Source organism: Bacillus manliponensis (assembly GCF_000712595.1).
In the GTDB taxonomy this organism is placed as follows: Bacteria; Bacillota; Bacilli; order Bacillales; family Bacillaceae_G; genus Bacillus_A; species Bacillus_A manliponensis.
This window is the reverse complement of the sequence record NZ_JOTN01000005.1, coordinates 39,810-63,612: the sequence shown is the minus strand read 5'-3', so window position 1 is coordinate 63,612 and position 23,803 is coordinate 39,810. Positions and strand designations below refer to the sequence as shown.

Below are 23,803 nucleotides of genomic sequence, written 5' to 3'. Positions count from 1 at the left end.
CTTACGATTTTCCTCTTGGTAAACTTATCGTAAAGATTGTTTTTTTCTCATTACTACTTACCGTTAAGTTACCGTTATGAATATGTACAATACTCTTTGCAATCGCAAGCCCCATCCCTTTTCCACCTGTATAGGTATTTCTTGATTTTTCCGCACGATAAAACCTTTCAAAAATGTAGGGAATATCTTTCTCTTCAATTGGTGGCCCATAATTGATAATCTGTATTATTACATTCTTTTCTTTTTCTCTTACATCTACCTCTACTTTTTTTCCAAGCTGTCCATATGAAATACTGTTACTTATAATATTTTGTAAAAGCCTAACGAATAACTTTATATCAACTTCTACTTTCATATACTTTGGGCACTGTATATGAAAACTCATATTAGCCTCTTCTAACTTTGGTACAAAATCAATCATCACTTGTTCTATCAATTCTTTCACATGAAATACTTCTTTCTGTATCGCTTCTTCTTTATAATGAATATGACAATACTCCAATAGTTCATCGATTTGTGCTTTTAATTCATAACTTTTTCTTTTTAAAATTGGCACATATTGCTGACTATCCTCTATTTGCTTCTCCGCTAGCTCCACATAGCCGATTAACGATGTCACCGGTGTCCTTAAATCATGTGAAATGTTACTTATCATCTCATTTTTAATCGTATACGCTCTTTTTTCCTTTTCTAGTAACACTTTCAAATTACTTGCCATTTCGTTAATGCCATTTGCGAATTCACCAATCTCATCTTGCTTGCTAGTTTTTATATGTATGTCTAAATGCCCTTTACTTATTTCTTTTACACTTCTATGTATTTCTTCCAATCTTGTAATCATGCCTTTTGAGAAAACGTAAAAAAAGAGAATTGTCAGGGCTAAGAAAATAGAAAAGTATATAAAAGAATACTCTTCTTCAAGCCGAGAGATGTCAGCTAATTTCTTTACAAACACATGTTGAAACAATATGATGCAGCCTGTTGCACATACAATGCTTCCAATAAAGCTCATAAAAAACTTTAAGCGAATCCCACTCAAAAATTTACCCTTCAATTTTGTATCCAACTCCCCATACATTTTGAATAATCTTTTCACCATGTGAATTACTTTCAATTTTCTTACGTAAACGAGCTAAATGAACCATTACTGTGTTATTGCTTTCATATGCTTCTTCCTTCCATACACTCTCAAAAATTTCTTCGAGTGTAAATACACGATTACAATTCTTGGCCATTATATACAATATGTCATACTCTGTTTTTGTTAACTTCACTTCATTTCCATATAACGTAACAATTCTAGATTCTTCATCTATTTCTAATCCCTGCACTCTTATCACATTACGAAGTGGCACCTCTTTGCTCTCATTTAAATATATGTATCTCCTAATCTGCGACTTCACTCGCGCTACTAATTCAATCGTGCTAAACGGTTTTACAATATAATCATCCGCACCCGTACTTAATCCAATTACTTTATCAACATCAGTTGACTTTGCACTTAGTAAAATGATTGGGATATTATACTTCACTCTTATTCTTCTGCACACTTCAAATCCATCAATAACAGGCATCATAATATCAAGAATAACTAGTTGAACATGTTCAATATCCATTATTTCAAGCGCCTCTACTCCATCGTATGCTGTAAAAACTTCATATCCTTCTTGCGTCAAATGTAATTTAATAAACTGCACAATATCTTGATCATCGTCTACTATGAGTATAGATTGTTTTTTCATCTTAAACCTCTTTATAATTCGATATATTTTAACAAATCCATCATACTATTTTCCTTACTCTACAACAAAGAAAATTCATTATATACAGTAAATTTAATTTTTATGATAAAATACAATTAACAATTTAATGAGGGACGGTGCACACAATGGGAATTATGACAGCAATTATCATTACAGGTTCTATTCTATTTTGGGCATGGCAAGTCGGGAAGAAAAATAAAGTTTCATAGTAAAATTTTTAAAAAGATGTTTATCGCTCATGCGGTAACATCTTTTTCTTCATGTTAATTAAGGTGGGGTACGATGCGAACAGAACATATACTTTTGGTTGATGATGAACAAGGGATTTTAGATATGTTAACCATTACGTTAAAAAAGGAGGGCTTTACCCATATTACAACTGCTACAAATGGAAGTGATGCGCTAAAAGCAGTACAATCACATACATTTAATGTGATTGTACTCGATGTCATGCTTCCTGATATAGAAGGGTTTGAGCTATGCCGACAAATGCGAAATTATACAAATGCACCGATTTTATTTGTGACAGCTCGCTCAAGTGATTTAGATAAACTAACAGGTCTTGGAATTGGCGGAGATGACTATATTACAAAACCATTTAACCCACTTGAAGTAGCTGCCCGAATTAACGTTCAGCTCCGTAGACAACAGATGATTTATACCGAAAAGCAAGTTGAAGCAACAAATTTACATTTTCACTCTTTTTCGGTTTCCCGTGAAGAAGGTATACTTACTGTTCACGGAGAGCAAGTTCACTGTACAGCAAAAGAACTAGAATTACTTACATTTTTATGTACACGTCCAAACCGGATTTTCACCACACAGCAGCTATATGAACATGTGTGGGGAACAGAATCTATCGGTGACGAAAAAACAGTTGTTATGCATATTTCTAAATTACGAAAAAAGATTGAGGAAAATCCGAAGCAGCCAAATTTTCTTGTGAACTTACGAGGGATTGGTTATAAGTTTGTTCCGCCTACAAAGGGGCAATAAATATGAAAATACATATACGGCTCGGTCTTCATTTTATCTTTAGTCTTTTTCTATATTTAATCTTTGTTGGTGCAATTTTAATGATTATGCTTGAGTTTTTCATCCCTCTTATTGGAATAACAGAGAAACATAACATGTACGATTTTTTCGTGCTGTGTATTTTCCTATGCACTCTTATATGTAGTAGTCTTCTATACGGATGGTATATTGGAAAACCTTTATCTTTTATAATTTCATGGATTCATCATTTAGCAAACGGCGATTATACTCCCCCAGAAAACATCAGGCTTATTTATAAAAAGAACTCGGCGAAGCTAAAAGGTCCATATCGTCTTTATGAAGATGTAATTATAAATCTTAGTAACTTAACTACTAAACTAAAAGAAAGCGAAATGGAAAGAAAGCGTCTCGACGACATGAAACAACAATGGCTGGCAGGCATTTCGCATGACTTAAAAACACCACTCACTTATGTTACTGGTTATTCAGCTTTACTACTATCAACTGAACATGACTGGAGTGAAGAAGAAAAACGAACGTTTCTTCACGAAATAAATGAAAAAGGAATTCATATGGAGAGTTTAATTGATGATTTAAATATTACATTCCGCCTTACCAATAGTGAGGTTCCACTTTCAAAAGAAGAAATAGATATGATTGAATTTATGAGACGTGTGGTCGCACATATAACAAATGATCCACGTGCCTCGCAGCATCATTTTCATTTTTCAGCACCGGAGACAAATATAATGCTCGCAATCGATGCGAAACTACTACAACGCGCGTTGCAAAATATATTAACCAACTGTCTATTGCATAATCCAATTGGAACGGATATTACAACCTCTCTTTTTGTAGGTGAAAATATACATATCGTAATTAAAGATAACGGTGTTGGAATGGATGACATTACTTTACGTAACCTTTTTAAGCAATATTACCGGGGGACAACAACAAATGTTTCAAGTGAAGGCACTGGGTTAGGAATGACGATTGCCAAAAAAATCATTACCGCTCATGGTGGAAATATTCGTATAACAAGCCGTTTAGAGGAAGGAACAACTTTCGATATTACCTTACCATTTATTTCTCCCTCTTCTTAAAAAAATAGCCAACAAGATACAAGGTTTACAGCTCATCATCTAGAATAAGAATCTAGCTTAACCTTATCTTGTTGACTATATGAAAAAATACCTGTTATTCTTTCATTTCCTCTTCAAAAGCAATCCATTTAATACCGCGGAAAGACTTTGTAATGCTTTTTCTAATTCACTCTCAGCATCATCGGCGTTCGCAATCCAAATAGCCGTATTCATGAGCCCACCATTTAATAATCTAGCTAAAGATTCATGATCTGTCGCTACGATAACTTCATCCTTCATTAATTGATCTAATCTATCAGCCATTGTTTTCAAGCAGTGCGATTGCGAAGATTGGGAATAAGACTCCCCTAATACAGAAGGAGCATCTCTAAGTAAAATCCGCTGAATTTCCGGTTCAAGTGACATAGCAAGATACGCACGGCACCTACCAACAAACCCTTCCCAATTCTCTTCCGCTTCTTCTGATATCTTCCCTAATCTATCATCCATTTCTGCATCTATTTCTTTTACAACAGCTGCTAGTAATCCTTTTTTATCACCAAAATGATGATACAATGCGCCGCGTGTCAATCCGACAGAAGCTGTAAGGTCATCCATAGATGTTTTTGCATATCCAATTGTGCCAAAAGCTTCTCTAGCAGCCTTCATTAACTTACTTTTTGTTTCTATAATCATTTCTGATCTTGTTTTTTGAGCCATTTTTTCTCCTTTTTCCTATCCTTTTTAGTCATTCTGCTTTAACAGTAAGAACCTCACTTCTCCTGTAATTAGAATTTCATTTTATAGTCCCGCTTACAAGTCTATGCTTTTATGAAATTTATCCCGCATTAACGGGCTGTAAGACTCCCGCCTCAAAACTTGAGAAAAAGCGAAGAAGTTTAGGTGGGAGCTTAACAGTCCGTAAAAGCCCGATTCGTTCAACTAACACTCAGTGGATAATGAAGAATCCCCCACTGAGTGAAGTTTCACTTTATCCAATCTTTAGAACTTATTATAGCAAATAAAGAAATGAATGAAATATATAACAGCTGCAGGTGGACTAAGTCTCAATGTTAGTTCTCTATACTTTTAAATATACAGACTTTTTCCAAGAAACAAAAAATGCATATTGACATACGTGCTGTATGTTAATATTATATTAACATACGCAATGTACGTTAATTTTTTTAAAGGGTAATGGTAAATGAATCATAACTAACGTAGAGAGGGGTTTCGAAAATGAAAAATATGCTACAAAATAATCACTACTCGGAGGTGTACGATGGCTAATCCATATCGCGAAATCTTTTCAGCACCTGGCACAAAAGCATTTTCTTTTGCAGGATTGATTGCTCGTATGCCTATTTCTATGTTAGGTATAGGGATTGTAACAATGTTTTCTCAGCTACAAGGAAATTATTGGCTTGCAGGAGCTATTGCGGCTACTTTTGCATTAGCATCTGCTTTAATTGCACCGCAAATTTCTCGAATGGCCGATCAATGGGGGCAATCTCGTGTCCTTCTCCCAGCTACAGCGGTTAGCGTGCTATCTGTTAGCATTCTTCTTCTTTGTGCGAGATATGAAGCACCAACTTGGACGCTTTTTCTTGCCACTTTATGTGCAGGGGTTATGCCCAACATGTCAGCTATGGTACGTGCTCGTTGGGCGGAATTGTACCGTGGCTCTCATAAATTGCATACTGCATTTTCTTTTGAGTCCGTCGTTGATGAAATTTGTTTTATTATCGGCCCAGTTCTTTCGGTCAGCTCAAGTGTTATACTATTCCCTGAAGCAGGTCCACTTTTATCGTGTGTCTTTTTAACAATAGGAGTTTTATTATTTACACTACAAAAAAATACTGAACCTAAAGTGCATCCGCATACTACTACACATAACGGAACTGTAATCAAAATTGGTTCGTTACGATTACTAGCACTTACGCTTGCAGCTATCGGTACAATATTTGGTACCATTGACGTTGTAAGTATCGCCTTTGCTGAAGGTCAAGGAAATACAGTAGCTGCTAGTGTTGTCCTTTCTGTATATGCAGTTGGTTCTTGTTTAGCTGGCCTAGTGTATGGCACGCTAACAATAAAAACGCCACTTCATCGTCAGTTTTTCTGGGCAGTGACAATATCGATGATTACAATGCTTTCACTATTCTTTGTGGATAGTATTACAAAGCTTATCATCGCTGTTTTCTTTGCTGGAATGTCTGTAGCGCCTACAATGATTATTACGATGGGATTAGTCGAAAAAATCGTTCCAAAGTCACAAGTAACAGAAGGAATGACATGGGCGATTACAGGATTAGGTATAGGGGTTTCCATTGGATCAGCTATAGCAGGATGGGTTATAGATGGATATGGGGCACAAAACGGATTCCTTATCGCTATAGCTGCTGGAGCTCTAGCTTTCATTATCGTAATTTTGGGCTATAAATCTCTCAAGTTAGCATACCAGTCTGAAAGTAAGAATATAGAAGTTGTTCAGCCACAAGCTGAAATAAAATAAAAAAACATGTTCCTCTCTTATTTACATAAAAGGAGGAACGTGTTTTTCTACATGAGAACATCAAAGCTGTTCTCACCTTTATTCTTCTTTTCCATCACCAAAGTGGATCGCTCCCGTCACAGTTTTTACCGTTAACTGTGGTGTATCAGACCCCCTTTTCACCACCAATATAGTATCCGTTTCTTTTATTATAGAAGAAGTCTTATAATTATGTTTAATTGCACCTGCGTCTGTCCAAGCATCAAGCTCAATATCATGTTGCTCTTTAGCGAAGTTTACACTCACATTTCCAGACTGCGTTTCCACTTTACTTTTCGTTTTCATCTCTTTTACATCAGATATAGATACATCACCTGTATCATTAAAGATTCCAAAATCAGCATTTACTTCATGTAACGTAATCTTACCAGCCTTTGAAATAGCTTCAATTTTTTCACCTGTGTAGTTTTCCACTTTCATATCACCAGAATCATTCTTTAACTGCAGCATTTTTGCTTCAATTTCTTTTACTTTGACATCTCCCGAAACAGTTTTCACGTCAATTTTGTTATATACTTTTTCTGGAACATAGATACTAATTGTTGGTGTTTGAAACGTAATTCCTGCCGCCGATTTACTAGCATCAATTACTATTTTATTCTCTTTTTCTTCTATTTTTACATGTCTTAATGTATGTGACTCTATTTTTATTTCCTCTTCACTCACCGACTTTAATTCAATGTTTTGACCATCAGTTTGAATATAAATTTCATTTATACGGTTCGAATCTATTTCTTTCTGTTCACTTCCTTTATCCTGACAAGCTACTAACAACGTTGATAATAGCAAAACCATTCCTATCTTTTTCATCTAACTTCTCACCATCCTTTGTCGTCCTACTATAGCAATACATAAAAGAATAAAAGATAAACTTACATAAAGTATTGGCTGTGTACTTTTAATTCCAAGGAAATCTAAATACGGAATACCGTTTACTGGCCCTAAGTACCACCATAATATAAACACAACCTCAAATAACTTTCGTGAACCACTCCATACACCAAGAGCCAATGATAAGGTTGGAATAAATACAATACTACTGAGCCATGACATGAGTAACACTGTTTCCCCTAATAAGAGAAATTGCACAATTACTCCGCTTGAGATAATAAGACTCACAATCATCCCTACTATCCACGCTGCAAAAAATTGATAAAATGGTGAACAGCTTGATAAAATCATTTGATCCGTTCGATAAAACTTTGCCTTCGTTATCATTTGTGACCAAACTGCGATTGGCCAAATCATTGTAACTGGTAGCCAGCTCTTCGATACAGATAACGGACAAAACATTCCAAATATAATGATTCCAATTGAAATCATATACCACCATACTGTAAACCCTTTTAACATCAGTAATATTTCTGCTTTTATTAACGAAAGCATATTCACTTTTTTTCTTTTTTTAATTGTAGTAAGTATGAAAGGTGTATTCTTATGTATCTCTTTTACTTTCGTCTTTTTTATGAATGGATTATTTTTTGATTGAGTATTACGAAATCTAGTAAACAACAGGGATGTAATACTAACACATACCATTGCTGCAAAAAGCCATAGAGCACGAGTTAACAAAATATCATAACTCCACGTAACACCGTCCCACTGAAACGTTTGTACCGCTCCATCTACCACATAGTAACCAAAGCTTCCACCCTCTTCGCTACCTCTTAAAAACTCATATGTAACCATCGCATCATGAAACATATCCGTTATAATCACATGTAAACCAAACACGTCCGAATAATAATTTGGGTTTTCAAGTGCAATAACCCCTAAAAAAACCCATAAGAAAAAGAATATTACATTTCCAATAACTCCCTTTAAACCGGGACAAACATCAAAAAAGACCGTTAGTGCAGCTAACATCGTAAAAGAAGGAAGAACGATATAAAAGAACGGATACAAATAACCACCAATTTGTAAAGAAATATCTTCGCCACGTACAAATTGCATGACGATAAACGCAGTGATAAATATCGCTTCAATCATTACAAATACAACAAAATGAGAAAATGTTTTCATAAAAATATACTGAAAGTTACTAACAGGTGAAGAGGCAATTAACTGCTCTGTCCTTAACCGTTCATCTTCTGAAACACCACTTCTCAACATATAAAACCCAAATAACCATATAAGCATTGAAGAAAGCACCGCTCCCATGCCACCAAGCCAATTTGAATTATATTCACCTCTTACTCCGCCTATATAAAACACTTCATATCCAGCAGAAGCTGCGGGTACACATGCATAACTTAAAAATATTGTTAATCCAATCACAATGAAAAACGGGTAACTTCTCATCTGTCTCACTACATTATGTTTTATGATGATATATAGTCTATATACACTGTTCAACACAATCAACTCCCACTGCAGAAACGTAGTATAAGTATGCATCTTCTAATGTCGCTCTTATCGACCGAGCATTCATATGAGGTTGTTGACTTGAAACAATACGCATATGAACTCCATCACTATGGTGAATCGCACTGCTCACCGTATATGTTTCTTGAACATGCATAAGCTGCGCAGCCGGAATTATCCACTCCCATACTTTCCCTTCTACTTGTTGTAATAATTGAGCTGGAGGCACATGTATTGCGGCATTTCCGTTTACTAACAATGCGATATCTGTCGCAATAGATTCAATATCTGTGACGATATGCGTGGATAAAATAATAATACGATTCTCTGATAAATTCGATAATAAATTTCTAAAACGAATTCGTTCTTCAGGATCTAAACCAACTGTTGGTTCATCGACAATTAATAACTTTGGATCATTTAACAAAGCTTGCGCAATCCCAACGCGCTGCTTCATCCCACCAGAATATCCTCCTAATAAACGTTTGCAGTCATTTGTTAAATGTAAAGCATCAATTAATTCTCGGATTCGTTTTTTCGCAGAGCGCATCGATAATCCCTTTAATGCAGCCATATATTCTAAAAACTCAACTGCGTTCATATTTGGATACACGCCAAAATCCTGTGGTAAGTACCCAAGCTCTCTTCGTAACGTTTGTGGATTCTCTTGAATGTTAACTCCATTCCACATCACGTTACCACTCGTTGGTTTTTCAATTGTCGCTAACATACGCATCAATGTCGACTTTCCTGCACCATTTGGACCTAACAAACCAATAACTCCTTGTTTCAAATGTAAACTACAATCGTTTAATGCCACCTTTTTCCCATAAACTTTCGTTACATGATCAATTACCAATTCCACTCTTTCATCTCCTCTATCTTCTATTTGTAATCAGTATAGGAAATGAAAGTAAAATGTAAGTAAACTAAGAGTAAAACATACACAAACAAACTTATAGAAAGTCAAAAATCACCGATAAAAATAGAAAAAACGAGGCTTTTGCTAGCCTCGTTTTTTCTATTTCACATGATCATTTAACCAACTAATTAAATCTTGAAACACTTCATTTCGGTTCACCTCATGAAACATTTCATGTCGACCGTCTTTGTACAACCGAATAGAAAGGTCTTCGATACCACATGCTTTATACTTATCATGCACTTCTTGCACACCTTTCCCCATATTTCCAACAGGATCACGGTCACCTGAGAAAATATGAATTGGCAGGTCGATTCTCGTTTTCTTAAATTCTTCTATTCTATTTACTGTTAATACACCGCGGAATAATTCACGATAAAAGCTCGTTGTACAAATGAAACCACATAATGAATCATCAATGTACCGATCAACTTGTTCATTATCTGATGAAAGCCAATCAAAGTCCGTTCGTTTTGGTTTGAAATGGGAGTTGAAATTGCCGAAAGATAAAAAGTTTAATAGTGGACTTTTTGTTTTTGCACCACGTACTTTCATTTCCACCGTTGCAATGAGATAGCCAAGTTTGCCTAGTAAACCAGGATCGCCGCCTGTACCTGAAATAAGTAAGCCATCATAAAGCTCACCGCGAAGCTGCACCGCTCTTCTAGATAAAAACGACCCCATACTATGTCCTAATAAAAAGAGCTGACATGTTTGTTCATTTCGGATTCGTTCTGATACAAAAATAACGTCATCTACTACCGTATCCCAACCAATATTTGGTTCATAATGTCCATAATCCCCTTCATGTTTCACCGTTTTTCCGTGCCCGCGGTGATCATGAGCATACACTGCAAATCCAGCTTGCAGGAATGCTTCTACACACTCTGTGTAAACATCCGCATGCTCTGTCATTCCGTGTGCAATTTGTATGACTGCTCGTGGCTCATTCTCTGGTAACCACGTACGTAAATAAATTTCTGATCCGTCTGTTGTCGTGACGAATCCTTCCTTTATCTTCATGATAAAATCCTCCGAATCTATTATATTACTCTACCATTGCATTATATGGAAATTATGCGCAAATTACAAACACCCTTTACATTTCACACGTATACTTTATATCCGTACATTACGGAGACAATAACTCCAACAACTAAAATAGCAGGTAGTAAATTCGCTACTTTTATTTTCGTAATACGAAGTAAGTTTAAACCAATCGCTAAAATCATGATACCGCCTGTTGCTGTCATTTCTACAATAAACTCATTCATAAGTGTTTCTGGAACGAAGCGATTAATTTGTGTTGCAAACAAAGCAATCAACCCTTCATATAAAATAACTGGAACAGCAGAAAATAATACACCAATTCCAAGTGTTGTCGTTAATATAAGCGAAATGAATCCATCAATGATTGCTTTCGTATATAACACATCATGATTGCCACGAATTCCACTATCTAATGCTCCGATAACCCCCATTGCACCAATGACAAAAATTAATGTAGCCGTTACAAAACCAAGAGAAATATTCCCTTCACTTCTTGTACCGACTTTTTTCTCTAACCAATCTCCTAAACTTTCTAATTTCCCTTCTAAATCAAACCACTCTCCAACAATCGCTCCTAATACTAAACTAATAATAACAACAAGAAAATTTTCACCTTTTAGTGCCATTTGTAACCCAAGTACACTAACGGCCAAACCAATTGCCTGCATAACGGTCCCCTTCATATTTTCAGGGAAGCTACGTAACATCTTGCCAATTACCGTTCCAAATATAATACAAAGACCATTGACAATAGCTCCTAGTAGAATCATTTCATGCCTCCTTTTCTCGTGTTACAACCTATATGTAATTATAAAACAATATAGAAAACACGCCCAATTACCACTTTTTCATCATCTTACAAAATGCAATTTTCATATTGTATATATTTCGTATTCTATGTTACCGTTATATAGAAAAAGTAATAAATTTATCCATTATTACTTATAAATGCTACAGCCTCTCTATAAAAACATGACTATATGAATAAAAGGAGAAATAGATTTATGAGAAGTCAGAAACATGCCCGAAAGAAGCTCCGGAAACGGACATTACTAAAACGTACAATTATACTTACTGTCCTCATCCTTCCTATTCTATTATTAGGAAAATACTTACTCACACCAGAAAAAACAGAGAAGACAACAGCATCTGTGAAACAAACGGAAAGTAAAAAGAAACCTGTTAAACAAACAAAACCAAAAGAAGATCCTGAAATTAAAATTGCTTTTGCTGGTGATACGATGTTTGACTGGCAACTTCGCCCCGTTGTACAAAATAAAGGTGCTGACTATCCATTTCAACATGTGAAGCAAGAAATTGAAAGCGCTGACTACGCATATGTAAATTTAGAGTCAGTATTTACAACTCGTGAACAAAAATCACCCGGGCAACTTTTTTGGATTAAAAGTGATCCTTCTACATTAAAAGCAATTAAAAACACAGGCTTTGATATGGCAAGTATCGGGAATAATCATACGATGGACTACGGCCAAGAAGGCTTGTTAGATACAATCTCTCACCTAGAAAAATTAGATTTACCGTATACTGGTGCTGGAAAGAATGCAAAAGAAGCATACAGCGCTAAAGATGTTACGATAAAAGGTAAGAAGTTCAAATTTCTATCATTCGTACGATTTATGCCATCAACTTCATGGGTAGCTGGTGAAAATAAGCCTGGCGTTGCGAACGGCTATGATTTAAATTTAGTTACAAGAACAATTGAAGAACAAAAGAAAGACGCTGATTATTTAGTTGTTTACATGCATTGGGGCGTTGAAAAAACAAATCGACCAGCTCAGTACCAGCGAGACTATGTTCAAAAAATGACTGAAGCCGGTGCGGATGCTATTGTTGGAAGTCACCCACACTGGCTGCAAGGATTTGAATATCATAACGGTGTTCCTGTTGCATATTCGTTAGGAAACTTCTTATTCCCGAATTATGTAAAAGGACATAGTGCTGAAACAGGCGTACTAACGTTAACATTTAAAGGTGACAACATAACGATGTCCTTTAATCCTTATATGATCCGTAATGATCAAATTTCACCGCTTCAAGATGGTGAAAAACAAAAAATGCTTCAATATTTACAATCTGTTTCCGATGATGTACAAATTGACGAAACAGGAAATATAACAGACTTACGGAAACAATAAAGAAAGGGGGGCTAATCCCCTTTCTTTTTTCTATACGAGTAAATCGAATAACATCGGATTTTTATTTAACTCTGTAAACTGAATATTATTTTGTTTAAATCTCGTAATTAACGGCTCATAATCTTCTTTTCGTTTCAGTTCAACCCCAACAAGAGCAGGACCATTTTCTTTATTGTGCTTTTTAATGTACTCAAAACGTGTAATATCATCATCTGGGCCTAGCCCTTTATCTAAAAATTCTCTTAGTGCCCCTGAACGCTGCGGAAATTGAATGATAAAGTAATGCTTCAATCCTTCATACATAAGAGATTTTTCTTTCATCTCCTGCATGCGATCAATATCATTATTTCCACCACTTAATACACAAACAACTGTCTTCCCTTTAATCTCTTCTTTATACACATCAAGTGCCGCAATCGATAACGCGCCTGCTGGCTCTGCTACAATCGCATTTTTCTTATATAACTCTAAAATGGTCGTACAAATCTTTCCTTCTTGTACGAGCACAATGTCATCTAGCACTTCTTTACACGTTTCAAATGTTAATTTCCCAACTTGTTTCACCGCAGCCCCATCAACAAAACTATCAATATGTTTTAACGCTACATTTTCATCTCGTAAAAAAGCTTCTTTCATTGATGCTGCACCTGCCGGCTCTACTCCAATCACTTTTGTCAAAGGACTAACGCCTTTCACATATGTACCAACTCCCGATGCCAATCCGCCACCACCAATTGCTGTAAATACATAATCAATATCTTTATCAATATCGTGCATCATTTCAACTGCTACTGTTCCTTGACCAGCAATCACATACGGATCGTCAAACGGGTGAACAAATGTCATTGTATGTTCTTCACAATATCGCTTTGCTTCTTGAAACGCACTATCAAACGTATCCCCTACTAATTTAATTTCTACAAAATCGCCACCAAAGAATTGTACTTGTGATACTTTTTGGTTTGGTGTTGTCGTTGGCATAAAAATTTTTGCTTCTACTTGTAATAACCGAGCCGTATAAGCAACACCTTGTGCATGATTACCAGCACTTGCACATACAATTCCATTTTGTAGTTGCTCTTTCGATAAGTTTTTCATGAAGTTATAAGCCCCTCTAATTTTAAAAGAACGAATGACTTGCAGGTCTTCTCGTTTCACATATACGTTACATTCATATTGCTCTGACAAAACTGGATCTCGCTGCAATGGCGTATTATTTACAACATCTTTCAAACGGTTATACGCAACAAGAATATCTTCTAACTTCACTTTTTCTTTCACCTTTTGCATCATCATTTATCATCCCTCACCATTTTTTATACTACTTATTCCTACAGTACTTTTTTCAGAACATCATCAAAATAAAAAACTCTCGCCTCAGCAATCGCTCATTGTCGATTGCTGAGGCGAGAGTTTCGCGGTACCACTCAGCTTCCTTATACTTCTCGCGAAATATAAGCTCTGTAAGTCCTAATAGACTCCCGTCCTATTAACGGAGACGATCCCGCCATTTTCTACTCAGTTTCCCTTTCGCAAATAGTACTCCGAGGTGATTTTTAATGATGCAATCGTTACCACCCTTCCAGCTATAAGGCGGCTCTCTGAAACGCTTCTCATCATCTACTTTCCTCTTCTTTGTATTTTTCTTAATTTTCTAATTATTAAACGTATTATAGTCCCATCTTCTACAAAATGTCAACTGAAAACAACAGCAATTTTTAAATAATAAGAAAAGTAATACTTTTCATTTGCATGAACAAACAATCTATACGATACTATATGCAATATATATTTAGGAGGAATACAACATGAAAGAAACAACATACGAACTTGCAACATTTGCAGGGGGATGTTTCTGGTGCATGGTCAAGCCATTCGATGAACTCCCTGGTATTCATAAAGTAGTGTCTGGTTATAGTGGTGGCCATATCGAAAACCCAACATATGAAGACGTAAAATCAGCAACATCCGGACATTTAGAAGTTGTACAAATTACATTTGCCCCTTCGATTTTCCCATATCAAAAGTTACTAGATTTATATTGGCCACAAATTGATCCGACAGACGATGAAGGACAATTTTTCGACCGTGGTCCATCGTATCGTACAGCAATCTTTTATCATAACGAATTCCAAAAAGAACGAGCTGAACAATCAAAACTAGCTTTAGAAAAAAGTGGACTGTTCAAAAAGCCAATTGTTACAGAAATTCGTCCAGCTGCTCCTTTTTATGAAGCAGAAGAATATCATCAACACTTTTATAAAAAGAATCCGGAAAAATATAAACAGGAACGAAAAGAATCCGGGCGTGATGCGTTTATACAGGAGAATTGGGAAAAGAAATAATAATCCGCTGTCTGGCTAATCAGACAGCGGATTACTTCGAATGTGTAAAATATAAATCTATAAAAGGTGATTGTATAAATACAAGTTAAAAAAACTCCCCCCTTCCTTTTCGGTAGAAGAGTGGTTTCCTCCATGTGCAGTAATGGTCAGTGCCTTTTCCTACCGCGCGCCGAGTTACAACAAATGGATGAAACGAGTACGTTTTCCATTCTTATATACGTGGCAGCTACTTTGATGATAAACGGGTAGGCTGGATATATATAATTATATCCAACTATGATATTCGAAATGGCCATCTCTTTATTCATCATAATCTATCGTTAACTTTTACTTTTTCTAAAAAAATACACCGCCAAAACAACCCCAATTACAGTACATAAAATAACAGTTAACCAAATATAAAAAGGATCTTTATTTATTTCTTTTGGAATGACTTTTTCTGCAATTGGTCCTATGCTCATAAAAAAGGGCACTAAAATTAGTAACCAAGATTTCATATAGAGTGCTGATGCAATAAAGATGAGTATACATAAAGCTACAATAATATAATTTTGCTGCGCTGTAGCTACGAAATAATCTGTGTCCACTTGACTATCTAACCAATAAAAAAGTCCTAACCATCCTATAATACTAATAATGCTCGCCCCACCTAACAGAAGAAACGTGTGTTTTGGTGAAGGATATACTTTTGGAACCCCTTTAAACACTGTAAGTGCATACATTACTAATACTAAAATAATAAATGGAGAACCAAACAATAAAATATTTTTTGAGATTTTAAAGTTTTCTGTAAGTGCAGGAATATAACAAACATAAGCTAGCAAAAGAAGAATAGATGAAGGAATTAACACAAGTAACCCCCTCTTATCCATCGGCAATTCTTCTCCAATACTTTTCATATATTGCTTCGGGCTTTGTCCGATAATGCTCTCTACACTCTTCCCTCTTTTTTCGGCTTCCATTAAATGACCTTCTAGCTCTTCTACCACTTCATTTATGTCTTCGTCTTTCTTTCCGTATTTTGTTAAATACATTCTTAGTTCTAGTAAAAACTTCTCAGACTCGACTGACAACACATTACTTCCCCCTTTTATGAACCACATTTTCAACCGATTCTTTTAAATCATTCCAACGTTCGATAAAATTAGCTACCTCTTCTCTCCCTTTATTAGTGAGCGAATAATACTTGCGCTTCGGACCAGCCGTTGATTTCCTTAGTTCACTCGTAATCAATCCTTCTTTTTGCATACGCAGTAACAATGGATAAATCGTCCCTTCACTAAATGAATGAAAGCCATATCCTTGTAATTTCTCTGCTAACTCGTAACCATATATCTCGCCCTCTTGAATAATGGCTAAAATACAACCATCTAGTATCCCTTTTAACATTTGTGTAGAGTCTGCCAGGTAACTCACCTACTTCCATACAATTTAATACCTTGTAATACAAGGTAAATGTTTTTAGTAACTTGTATTGTAAGTTTTCTATCCATAAACTAACATATAATAACTTGTATTACAAGGCACTAGAATTTTCATAGTTATAAAAAGTAAAATTTAACTAATTAATCAGTTGTTTATGTTAAAATTATCCAGAGAGGTGGTGTTTATTTGGAAACCAAAACAGTTATTACAAAGAAAACGGGTATCATTAGCTATACTTCTTTAATCATTGGAATCATTTGTTTTTTCATGGTTTTTGTAACACCAACAAGAATTGCATATGTCGGTAATCCAATTGGAGATTTTATAACACTTTCTCTTACAGGCATAGGCATCGTACTTTCTATCACTGGAATAGCGAAGAAAACAGAAAAAAAATACAATCCCTATCATATCTTTAATCCTTTCTTCTTCTTTCTTCATATTTTGGATCCTCGTCATTTTCTTGCTACTTACTGGTCAAATTGACTTTGCTCCGTAATGTATAATTGAGCTCCATGAAAATTGTATATTACGGCAAAAAAACGCTCAAAAATTTGAGCGTTTTTGCTTATATTCTCCTCTTCAACATCTTTCACTTTCTAAGTCGCTCAATAAAATCATGCAATTTATCAAGCACTGTTATATATTGATTACATAGGGTGCTATTTTGACAAATGTAATTTCCTCTTTTTACGAAAGTTCCTAACACTTCACCTTTTTTCTCATAAAGAAACATCCCTACTTCTGCATGTTTATTACATAATGCACAAATACCCTTTTTATGAATCGGCTGAAATGTTCCGTGTAAACCGATAAGTTTATTATTATGACATACAATGATATATTTTCGGTTTGTCCCTTTATCAATCCAACTTAAATAAGATGTTTCTTGCATGTTCACCTCTTCCATGTTTGGTAAACGTAATTTCTTCGCTTTCGGAAATAATTTTTTTAATGTTTGCTGAGAAATGTCTTGAAACGGAATGACATATGGAGCTAGTTTCAATAAAAACAACTCCGCTTCTTCTCTATTTTTAACTGTAATTAATAACTCAATGAGTTCTCTTTGCTCATCCGTCATCGTTCCTAATATTGCTTCTACCTTTTCCAGCGCCAGTGATTTAATTGCGGCAATTACTCCACTATCATTCGCTGATGCATGTCCGTTCGCTAAAATATACGCTTGTGATTTTATAAAATTGTACTGATCACTTCTTAAAAAAGCTTCCATCTTTATCACTCCACACAAATGAATTATTCTCTTTTTATTGTATCCATCAATTCGTATAGAGAAAATGGAAAGAACCATTTAGAAATGAACTTTACATACAAACACCGATCTATTCAGGCAGAATAAATCGGTGTTCATCACTTACTTTTTCGTATACACGATTTTTTTAATTGTATCAACTGAAAGAAAATACTCATCTGCTAACTCTGGAATAAGTGCACCGTTTTGAAATGCTTGCTTAATTGCTTCATTTCGTTCGTCGAGCAACTTTCTCGCTCCAGAACGGCTTCCCCACTGCCCATGCTCTTTTTCTTTCTTCGGAATATATATCATTTCACCTTGCACATACTTTTGAATTTCAGTAATTAACGATTCAGGTAAAATTGTGTTTACATTTACATATTTCATGATGCTCGCTCCTTATTTTTAAACTCTAATAAGGTGCAAAGCCAAATTTCACTTATGAATGGCGGCGATTCAAATCTCTGTTCTACCTCACGCAAAGGATCGCCAATTTGGCTTTGCATGAGACGCTGCATTATTCGGCAATTGCATCGTTATTGCCACAGTCAACACCCCCTTTGTCTATTTACCTGTATTATATGATATTTTTTTGTTACTTGCATGTCCTCTTATGTATGAAGAAGAATGCACTACGAAATATTAACAGGTTCAGTTTTCGAGTACAAAAACTAAATCGGCATACCAATTAGCAGTTCAATTCGCAACCCTTTTGAGAGGTTGAGGGAAGTAATTATCAATGTGCTAATTCACATATTAATTTTAAGCAGGCTTATCGAATATTAATGTTAAAATAAATGAAAGCATATTATACTTTGGTAAAATTTGAGACATTGGAGGGAACATTTTGAAAAACTATAAGGTTGAAAATAACATTCCCACATTGAAGGAATACAAATATTTGTGTGAGTCTGTGGGATGGACCAATTATATGAATTTTGATGCGGTAAATACTTCCCTAAGAAATTCTATTCACTGCATCACAGTCAAGGATAATGAACAGATTGTAGGTATGGGCAGAATTGTTGGCGATGGGGCTATTTATTTCTATATCCAAGATATAGTAGTCCATCCAGATTATCAGAAAAATGGTATTGGGAATGAAATAATGAATCTTTTGGTTGAATATTTAAATAAAAATGCCCCAGACAAGGCATTTGTTGGTTTGTTTGCATCTGAAGGTAAAGAACCGTTCTATGAGAAATATAATTTTAAAGACTTCTCGCCCAATATGACAGGAATGTTTACTGTAATTTCAAAAAAATAGACATAATATTTTTAATAATTTTCGGAGAAAAAACCAATCAATGTTAAACCATTTTTCTCCAAACAACTTTGTTAAGCTATCAGGTGCTTTCTTTCAAAAAATCCATACAAATAAAAAGCTTGGAGACTGCTATGACTCCAAGCTTTTTTGTGCTAATTTACTTTCCAAATAGTTTGTCATTCTTCGCGCGAATTTACATGTTAAGAGCCCTGAAATTCCGAATTTTGCACTTCAAAACCGAACCTCTTAACGAAATATATTACAGTTTTTCCTTTTAAATAATTCCAATTACATCTAAAAACACAATTACAATTACAATCGGTGCTACGTAGCGAAGTAAGTATAACCATACTAAAAACAATTTGTATCCTTTGTTTTTTGTTACACCAAGTTCGTTCATTAGCGCTTCTTTTTTCATTTTCAGCGGAACAAATATAGCAACGAGCAATACACCAAGCGGCATTAATACGTTACTTACCGCAAAGTCTGCTAAATCGAAAATCGTTTTATCAAATAACTTCACATCGCTTAATACACCAAATGATAATGCTGATGGAATTCCAACGATGAAAATACAAATCCCAACGATAGCCGCAATTTTTCCGCGTTTTTCTTTATTCTTTGATACAAGAGATGCAACGCTAATTTCTAACATTGAAATTGCTGATGTTACAGTTGCGAAGAAGAATAATAGTAAGAATACAACAAAGAAAAATTCTCCAAATGCCATTTTACTGAAAACAGCTGGTAATACGATAAATAATAGTCCAGGTCCTTGTGCTGGCTCCATTCCAAATGCAAATACAACTGGGAAAATTGCAAGACCTGCGAATAGCGTAATAATCAATGTTAAACCAACAATTGAAAATGCTGAACGAGGCAAACTCTCTTCTTTCGGTAAATATGAACTGTACGTTACCATAACAGCTACCCCAACAGATAATGAGAAGAATGATTGCCCCATCGCATATAATATAACTTCAGATGTGACATTTGAGAAATCAGGCTGCAAGAAAAAGCGAATCCCTTCACCTGCACCATCTAATGTAAGTGCACGAATAATTAATACGAAAAATAATACAAACAGCGCCGGCATTAAATATTTGTTTACTTTTTCTACCCCATCTTGCACACCTTTACTTACAATAAAAATCGTAATAAGAAGGAATAAGAGCTGTGCACCTACCGCTAAATAAGGATTTGAGATAATTTCACCAAAAACAGCATCATATGCACCATCACCAGCCCAAAGCTTTCCTGTAATGGCATTCCATAAATATAATAAAATCCAGCCACCTACAACGCTATAGAAGGATAATAAAATAAAACATGTAATGATCCCAAGACGTCCAAGCCATGGCCATGCTGTGCGCGGGGCAATTTCTTCATACGCTTGCACCGCTTCCTTTTGCGTACTTCTTCCAATAACAAATTCAGCTAATAACAGAGGCAAACCAACAAACAATGTGAAAGCGATAAAAATAAGGAAAAATGCTCCACCCCCTCCGATACCAGCCATATACGGGAACTTCCAAATTGCACCAAGACCAATTGCTGATCCTGCCGCAGCTAAAATGAAACCAAGTTTTGATGTCCATTGTTGTGCATTCATTGTTATCTCTCCTCTCTTTTTCTCCAAATTTCGCACTTCATTTCTACTACTATTCTACTTTTATGACACCTTTTTCCTTCTATAATCACACCCTTCCGAAAAATAAATTGAAAATTCAATCAATAAGAATATTTCCCCTACTGATTGTTAGCCCGACCAATCGGGCTTTTACGGGCTGTTAATCTCCCACCTAAACTTCTTCGCTTTTTCTTACGTTTTGAGGTGGGAGTCTTACATCCTGTTAATGCGGAATAAAAAAACGCCCCTACGTAAACGTAGGGACGATCATATATCGCGGTACCACCCTAGTTGTGAAGAAAACTATTATACTACCGAAATAAAAAATGCCCCTACGTAAATACGTAGGGACGATTATATATCGCGGTACCACCCTAGTTATGAAGACACAACAAAGATAGAACGGAATAAAAAACGTCCCTACGTAAATACGTAGGGACGATTATATCGCGGTACCACCCTAGTTGTGAAAATATTCTTCACCACTTCATTTGATAACGGTATAGCTACCGTCTTTCACTTCCTCATACACTGAGATTTATGAAAGATGCTCCAGGACGAATTTCATGAACAATCTATATACTGATTCACACCAACCATCAGCTCTCTGAAATAGGGAGATTTTCACTACTGCTTCCTTTCATCGCCTAACAATATATGTTTTCCGAATTAATCATTACTAGTTTTATCATACATTTTTTTATATGTCAAATATTTTTTCTATTCATTCAAACAGCCCCATGCTTAAATAACGCTCTCCTGTATCTGGTGCAATACATAACACTTTCTTACCAGCACCTAACCGCTCGGCAAGTGTAATTGCTGCAAATACACTTGCACCTGAAGATGGTCCAACTAAAATCCCTTCTTGTTTTGCTAGAGAGCGCATCGTATGCAGCGCCTCTTCATCAGCAATTTGGAAGATTTCATCGTAAATAGCTGTATTTAAGTTTTTCGGAATAAATCCCGGACTTGTTCCAACTAGTTTATGTGGGCCAGGTACACCACCTGATAATACAGGAGACCCCTTTGGTTCAACAACCGCAATATACAAGTTTGGTAGTTTTTCTTTTAACGCTTCACCTGTTCCTGTAATTGTGCCACCTGTTCCAGCCGTCGCAACAAAGGCATCAAGCTGCCCTTCCATTTGATTATAAATTTCGACTGCTGTTGTGTAGCGATGTATGTCAGGGTTTGCTCTATTTTCAAATTGCTGCGGAATAAAGCTATTTGGAATTCCCTCTTGCAGCTGAAGCGCTTTTTTAATTGCACCCGGCATACGCTCCTCTGCTGGCGTCAGTACCACTTCTGCTCCATACGCTTTTAATAAGTTAATGCGCTCCTGTGACATGTTGTCTGGCATAACAAGAATTACTTTATACCCTTTTGCAGCTGCATTCATCGCGAGGCCAATCCCAGTATTACCACTTGTTGGTTCAATAATTGTATCTCCTTTTCGAATAATCCCTTGTTCTTCCGCACTTTGAATTAAATTGTATGCAGCACGGTCTTTTACACTTCGAGATGGGTTAAACATTTCAAGCTTTACATATACATCTGCCGCTCCATCTGGCACAATCCGTGCTAACTTTACAACTGGCGTATTTCCAATTAACTCTGTAATATTATTATACTGTTCCATTCGCTATCTCCTACTCTACTATTTGTTTACGGTCATTTGGTAACAACAACGAAGTAAGTCCGATAAGTGGCAGCACACTACAAAATACCATGATGAAATATAAACTATATACGTCCGCTAGTGTACCAAGTATAACAGCTCCTAATGCACCAAGACCAAATGCAAGGCCAACAATTAAACCCGATACCATCCCAACTTTTCCTGGTACAAGTTCTTGCGCATAGACAACGATTACACTAAAACTACTTGAACTAATAAACCCAATTCCTATAAATAATGGGATGACCCACATAAGTGAAACGTGTGGTAATAATAAAGCAAGTGGAGCAGAACCAAGCATTGAGAACACAATCAAATTCTTCTTTCCAAAACGGTCTGCAAGTGGCCCGCCAAAAAATGTACCAAGTACACCAGCTACCATAAATGCAAATACATAATACTGTGCATTTTTAATCGATAACCCGTAATGATCGATTAAATAAAACTGATAAAAGTTTCCGATTCCGGCGCTATACCATGAGCGAACAAATGTTAAAAAGACAAGAAGTATAATAACAAATGTAATATGTTTACTCACGATTGCTGTTTTCGCTTCTATCTTGGCACGTTTCTTTCGTAAAACTGCCCCTTGCTCTAGTTCATTTTTATACCAATTGGAAACGAACATAAGAAGTACGATACCAACTGCTGCAAATGCCGTAAACCCAAGTGCACCAATTTGACCAAGCGGCACAAAGATAAGTGCCGTAAATACCGGCGCAAGCGAATGTCCGGTATTCCCACCAACTTGATAAATAGACTGTGCTAATCCACGCTTCGTACCAGCAGCCATATAAGCAACACGTGACCCTTCTGGATGAAACACAGCTGAACCAATTCCTATAAATAATACTGATAAAATGACAACAATAAAATTCGGCGCAAACGCAATTCCCACCATTCCAATCATACTTGAGAACATACCGAGCGGTAATAAAAATGGTGACGGCTTCTTATCTGAGTACATCCCGAAAACAGGCTGCATAACCGAAGAAATCATATTTAACGCAAATGCAATCCATCCAACTTGCATATAAGATAAGTTCATCGACTTTGCTAAAATCGGAAATAACGCCGGTACAACCGCCTGCATCGAATCATTTAAAAAATGACCAAAACTAATCGCAAATAAAATACGATACATCGTTGGCACACTTGTTACTTCCTGCTTCGTAACAGCTTGCATCCTCCATCCCCTCTTTCTTTTCTAACAACGTAGTACGAAATTATTACACTTGCTGAAATAATTTCTGATTTTTTAAACAAATTATATTCTATACCTCTTTCTTCACTTTTTCCAGTAAGAGCACTTGCAA

At 35.9% G+C, this 23,803-nt stretch carries 22 protein-coding genes, 1 pseudogene and 2 other annotated features; of the genes and pseudogenes, 7 read left to right on the top strand and 16 right to left on the bottom strand.

The features are described from left to right. Position 1: 1 nt before the first annotated feature. Positions 2-1,078: a sensor histidine kinase gene (locus BAMA_RS07790; protein WP_034637995.1), complete on the bottom strand. Its 1,077-nt coding sequence runs from the start codon at positions 1,076-1,078 to the stop codon at positions 2-4. Next, on the bottom strand, positions 1,044-1,742 hold the full coding sequence (locus BAMA_RS07785) for a response regulator transcription factor (protein ID WP_034637992.1): 699 nt from the start codon (positions 1,740-1,742) through the stop codon (positions 1,044-1,046). The genes BAMA_RS07790 and BAMA_RS07785 overlap by 35 nt, the downstream gene beginning before the upstream one ends. Before the next feature lie 303 nt (positions 1,743-2,045). Here BAMA_RS07785 and BAMA_RS07780 point away from each other — a divergent pair, with 303 nt between their 5' ends. Together BAMA_RS07780 and BAMA_RS07775 are read left to right on the top strand one after the other, a co-directional pair. Continuing rightward, entirely contained in the window at positions 2,046-2,759 is a 714-nt protein-coding gene (locus BAMA_RS07780; protein WP_034637989.1) for a response regulator transcription factor, read from the top strand. A 2-nt stretch (positions 2,760-2,761) separates the two neighbouring features. Continuing rightward, positions 2,762-3,862, top strand: a complete 1,101-nt coding sequence (locus tag BAMA_RS07775; protein ID WP_034637987.1) for a sensor histidine kinase — start codon at positions 2,762-2,764, stop codon at positions 3,860-3,862. A gap of 102 nt (positions 3,863-3,964) precedes the next feature. Here BAMA_RS07775 and BAMA_RS07770 read toward each other — a convergent pair whose 3' ends face one another. After that, entirely contained in the window at positions 3,965-4,561 is a 597-nt protein-coding gene (locus BAMA_RS07770) for a TetR/AcrR family transcriptional regulator (RefSeq protein ID WP_034637984.1), read from the bottom strand. A 562-nt stretch (positions 4,562-5,123) separates the two neighbouring features. Between BAMA_RS07770 and BAMA_RS07765 the strand changes: the two genes are divergently transcribed. Further along, positions 5,124-6,356, top strand: a complete 1,233-nt coding sequence (locus BAMA_RS07765) for an MFS transporter (protein WP_034637981.1) — start codon at positions 5,124-5,126, stop codon at positions 6,354-6,356. Positions 6,357-6,434: 78 nt separating this feature from the next. On the opposite strand, the gene BAMA_RS07760 is transcribed toward BAMA_RS07765, so the two are convergent. The 5 genes from BAMA_RS07760 to BAMA_RS07740 all read right to left on the bottom strand — a co-directional run bounded on the left by BAMA_RS07760 (position 6,435) and on the right by BAMA_RS07740 (position 11,501). Further along, positions 6,435-7,205: a DUF4097 family beta strand repeat-containing protein gene (locus BAMA_RS07760; RefSeq protein ID WP_034637978.1), complete on the bottom strand. Its 771-nt coding sequence runs from the start codon at positions 7,203-7,205 to the stop codon at positions 6,435-6,437. Beyond that, positions 7,206-8,750: a hypothetical protein gene (locus BAMA_RS07755; RefSeq protein WP_034638366.1), complete on the bottom strand. Its 1,545-nt coding sequence runs from the start codon at positions 8,748-8,750 to the stop codon at positions 7,206-7,208. Continuing rightward, positions 8,734-9,624: an ABC transporter ATP-binding protein gene (locus BAMA_RS07750; protein WP_034637977.1), complete on the bottom strand. Its 891-nt coding sequence runs from the start codon at positions 9,622-9,624 to the stop codon at positions 8,734-8,736. The genes BAMA_RS07755 and BAMA_RS07750 overlap by 17 nt, the downstream gene beginning before the upstream one ends. A 156-nt stretch (positions 9,625-9,780) precedes the next feature. After that, positions 9,781-10,704, bottom strand: a complete 924-nt coding sequence (locus tag BAMA_RS07745) for an alpha/beta hydrolase (protein WP_034637975.1) — start codon at positions 10,702-10,704, stop codon at positions 9,781-9,783. An 83-nt stretch (positions 10,705-10,787) separates the two neighbouring features. Continuing rightward, positions 10,788-11,501, bottom strand: a complete 714-nt coding sequence (locus tag BAMA_RS07740; RefSeq protein ID WP_034637974.1) for a DUF554 domain-containing protein — start codon at positions 11,499-11,501, stop codon at positions 10,788-10,790. A gap of 234 nt (positions 11,502-11,735) precedes the next feature. Here BAMA_RS07740 and BAMA_RS07735 point away from each other — a divergent pair, with 234 nt between their 5' ends. Next, a complete protein-coding gene (locus BAMA_RS07735) occupies positions 11,736-12,887 on the top strand; it encodes a CapA family protein (RefSeq protein ID WP_051758891.1) in 1,152 nt (383 codons plus the stop codon). 30 nt (positions 12,888-12,917) lie between these two features. On the opposite strand, the gene ilvA is transcribed toward BAMA_RS07735, so the two are convergent. Then, positions 12,918-14,180 (bottom strand): threonine ammonia-lyase IlvA, encoded by a 1,263-nt coding sequence (ilvA, locus tag BAMA_RS07730; protein ID WP_034638364.1) that lies wholly within the window; start codon positions 14,178-14,180, stop codon positions 12,918-12,920. 106 nt (positions 14,181-14,286) lie between these two features. Next, positions 14,287-14,532: a binding site (T-box leader), on the bottom strand. A 163-nt stretch (positions 14,533-14,695) separates the two neighbouring features. Between ilvA and msrA the strand changes: the two genes are divergently transcribed. Further along, positions 14,696-15,232 carry a peptide-methionine (S)-S-oxide reductase MsrA gene (gene msrA, locus BAMA_RS07725; protein WP_034637972.1) on the top strand — a complete coding sequence of 179 codons (537 nt, stop codon included), beginning with the start codon at positions 14,696-14,698 and terminating at the stop codon, positions 15,230-15,232. A 320-nt stretch (positions 15,233-15,552) separates the two neighbouring features. On the opposite strand, the gene BAMA_RS07720 is transcribed toward msrA, so the two are convergent. Both BAMA_RS07720 and BAMA_RS07715 read right to left on the bottom strand, forming a co-directional pair. Then, entirely contained in the window at positions 15,553-16,308 is a 756-nt protein-coding gene (locus tag BAMA_RS07720; RefSeq protein ID WP_034637970.1) for an NADH dehydrogenase, read from the bottom strand. A gap of 1 nt (position 16,309) precedes the next feature. Continuing rightward, complete coding sequence (locus BAMA_RS07715; RefSeq protein WP_034638363.1) at positions 16,310-16,639, bottom strand: PadR family transcriptional regulator; 330 nt, start codon at positions 16,637-16,639, stop codon at positions 16,310-16,312. A gap of 204 nt (positions 16,640-16,843) precedes the next feature. Between BAMA_RS07715 and BAMA_RS07710 the strand changes: the two are divergent. Next, a pseudogene (locus BAMA_RS07710) lies at positions 16,844-17,156 on the top strand (hypothetical protein). 93 nt (positions 17,157-17,249) lie between these two features. Here the strand turns inward: BAMA_RS07710 and BAMA_RS07705 are convergent. Together BAMA_RS07705 and BAMA_RS07700 are read right to left on the bottom strand one after the other, a co-directional pair. Continuing rightward, entirely contained in the window at positions 17,250-17,888 is a 639-nt protein-coding gene (locus BAMA_RS07705) for a FusB/FusC family EF-G-binding protein (protein WP_034637968.1), read from the bottom strand. 141 nt (positions 17,889-18,029) lie between these two features. Beyond that, positions 18,030-18,296, bottom strand: coding sequence for a CD3324 family protein (locus tag BAMA_RS07700; RefSeq protein WP_034637964.1), 267 nt, complete (start codon positions 18,294-18,296; stop codon positions 18,030-18,032). Between the two features lie 460 nt (positions 18,297-18,756). On the opposite strand from BAMA_RS07700, the gene BAMA_RS07695 reads away from it, so the two are divergent. After that, the gene (locus BAMA_RS07695; RefSeq protein WP_034637962.1) at positions 18,757-19,176 is read left to right on the top strand and encodes a GNAT family N-acetyltransferase; all 420 of its coding nucleotides are present in this window, start codon (positions 18,757-18,759) and stop codon (positions 19,174-19,176) included. 274 nt (positions 19,177-19,450) lie between these two features. On the opposite strand, the gene BAMA_RS07690 is transcribed toward BAMA_RS07695, so the two are convergent. The 3 genes from BAMA_RS07690 to BAMA_RS07680 all read right to left on the bottom strand — a co-directional run bounded on the left by BAMA_RS07690 (position 19,451) and on the right by BAMA_RS07680 (position 23,673). Beyond that, on the bottom strand, positions 19,451-20,788 hold the full coding sequence (locus BAMA_RS07690; RefSeq protein ID WP_034637960.1) for a sodium-dependent transporter: 1,338 nt from the start codon (positions 20,786-20,788) through the stop codon (positions 19,451-19,453). A 449-nt stretch (positions 20,789-21,237) separates the two neighbouring features. Continuing rightward, positions 21,238-21,459, bottom strand: a binding site (T-box leader). A 71-nt stretch (positions 21,460-21,530) separates the two neighbouring features. Continuing rightward, a complete protein-coding gene (gene cysK / locus BAMA_RS07685) occupies positions 21,531-22,448 on the bottom strand; it encodes a cysteine synthase A (RefSeq protein ID WP_034637958.1) in 918 nt (305 codons plus the stop codon). Positions 22,449-22,458: 10 nt separating this feature from the next. Further along, positions 22,459-23,673 carry an MFS transporter gene (locus BAMA_RS07680; protein WP_034637956.1) on the bottom strand — a complete coding sequence of 405 codons (1,215 nt, stop codon included), beginning with the start codon at positions 23,671-23,673 and terminating at the stop codon, positions 22,459-22,461. Positions 23,674-23,803: the final 130 nt, after the last annotated feature.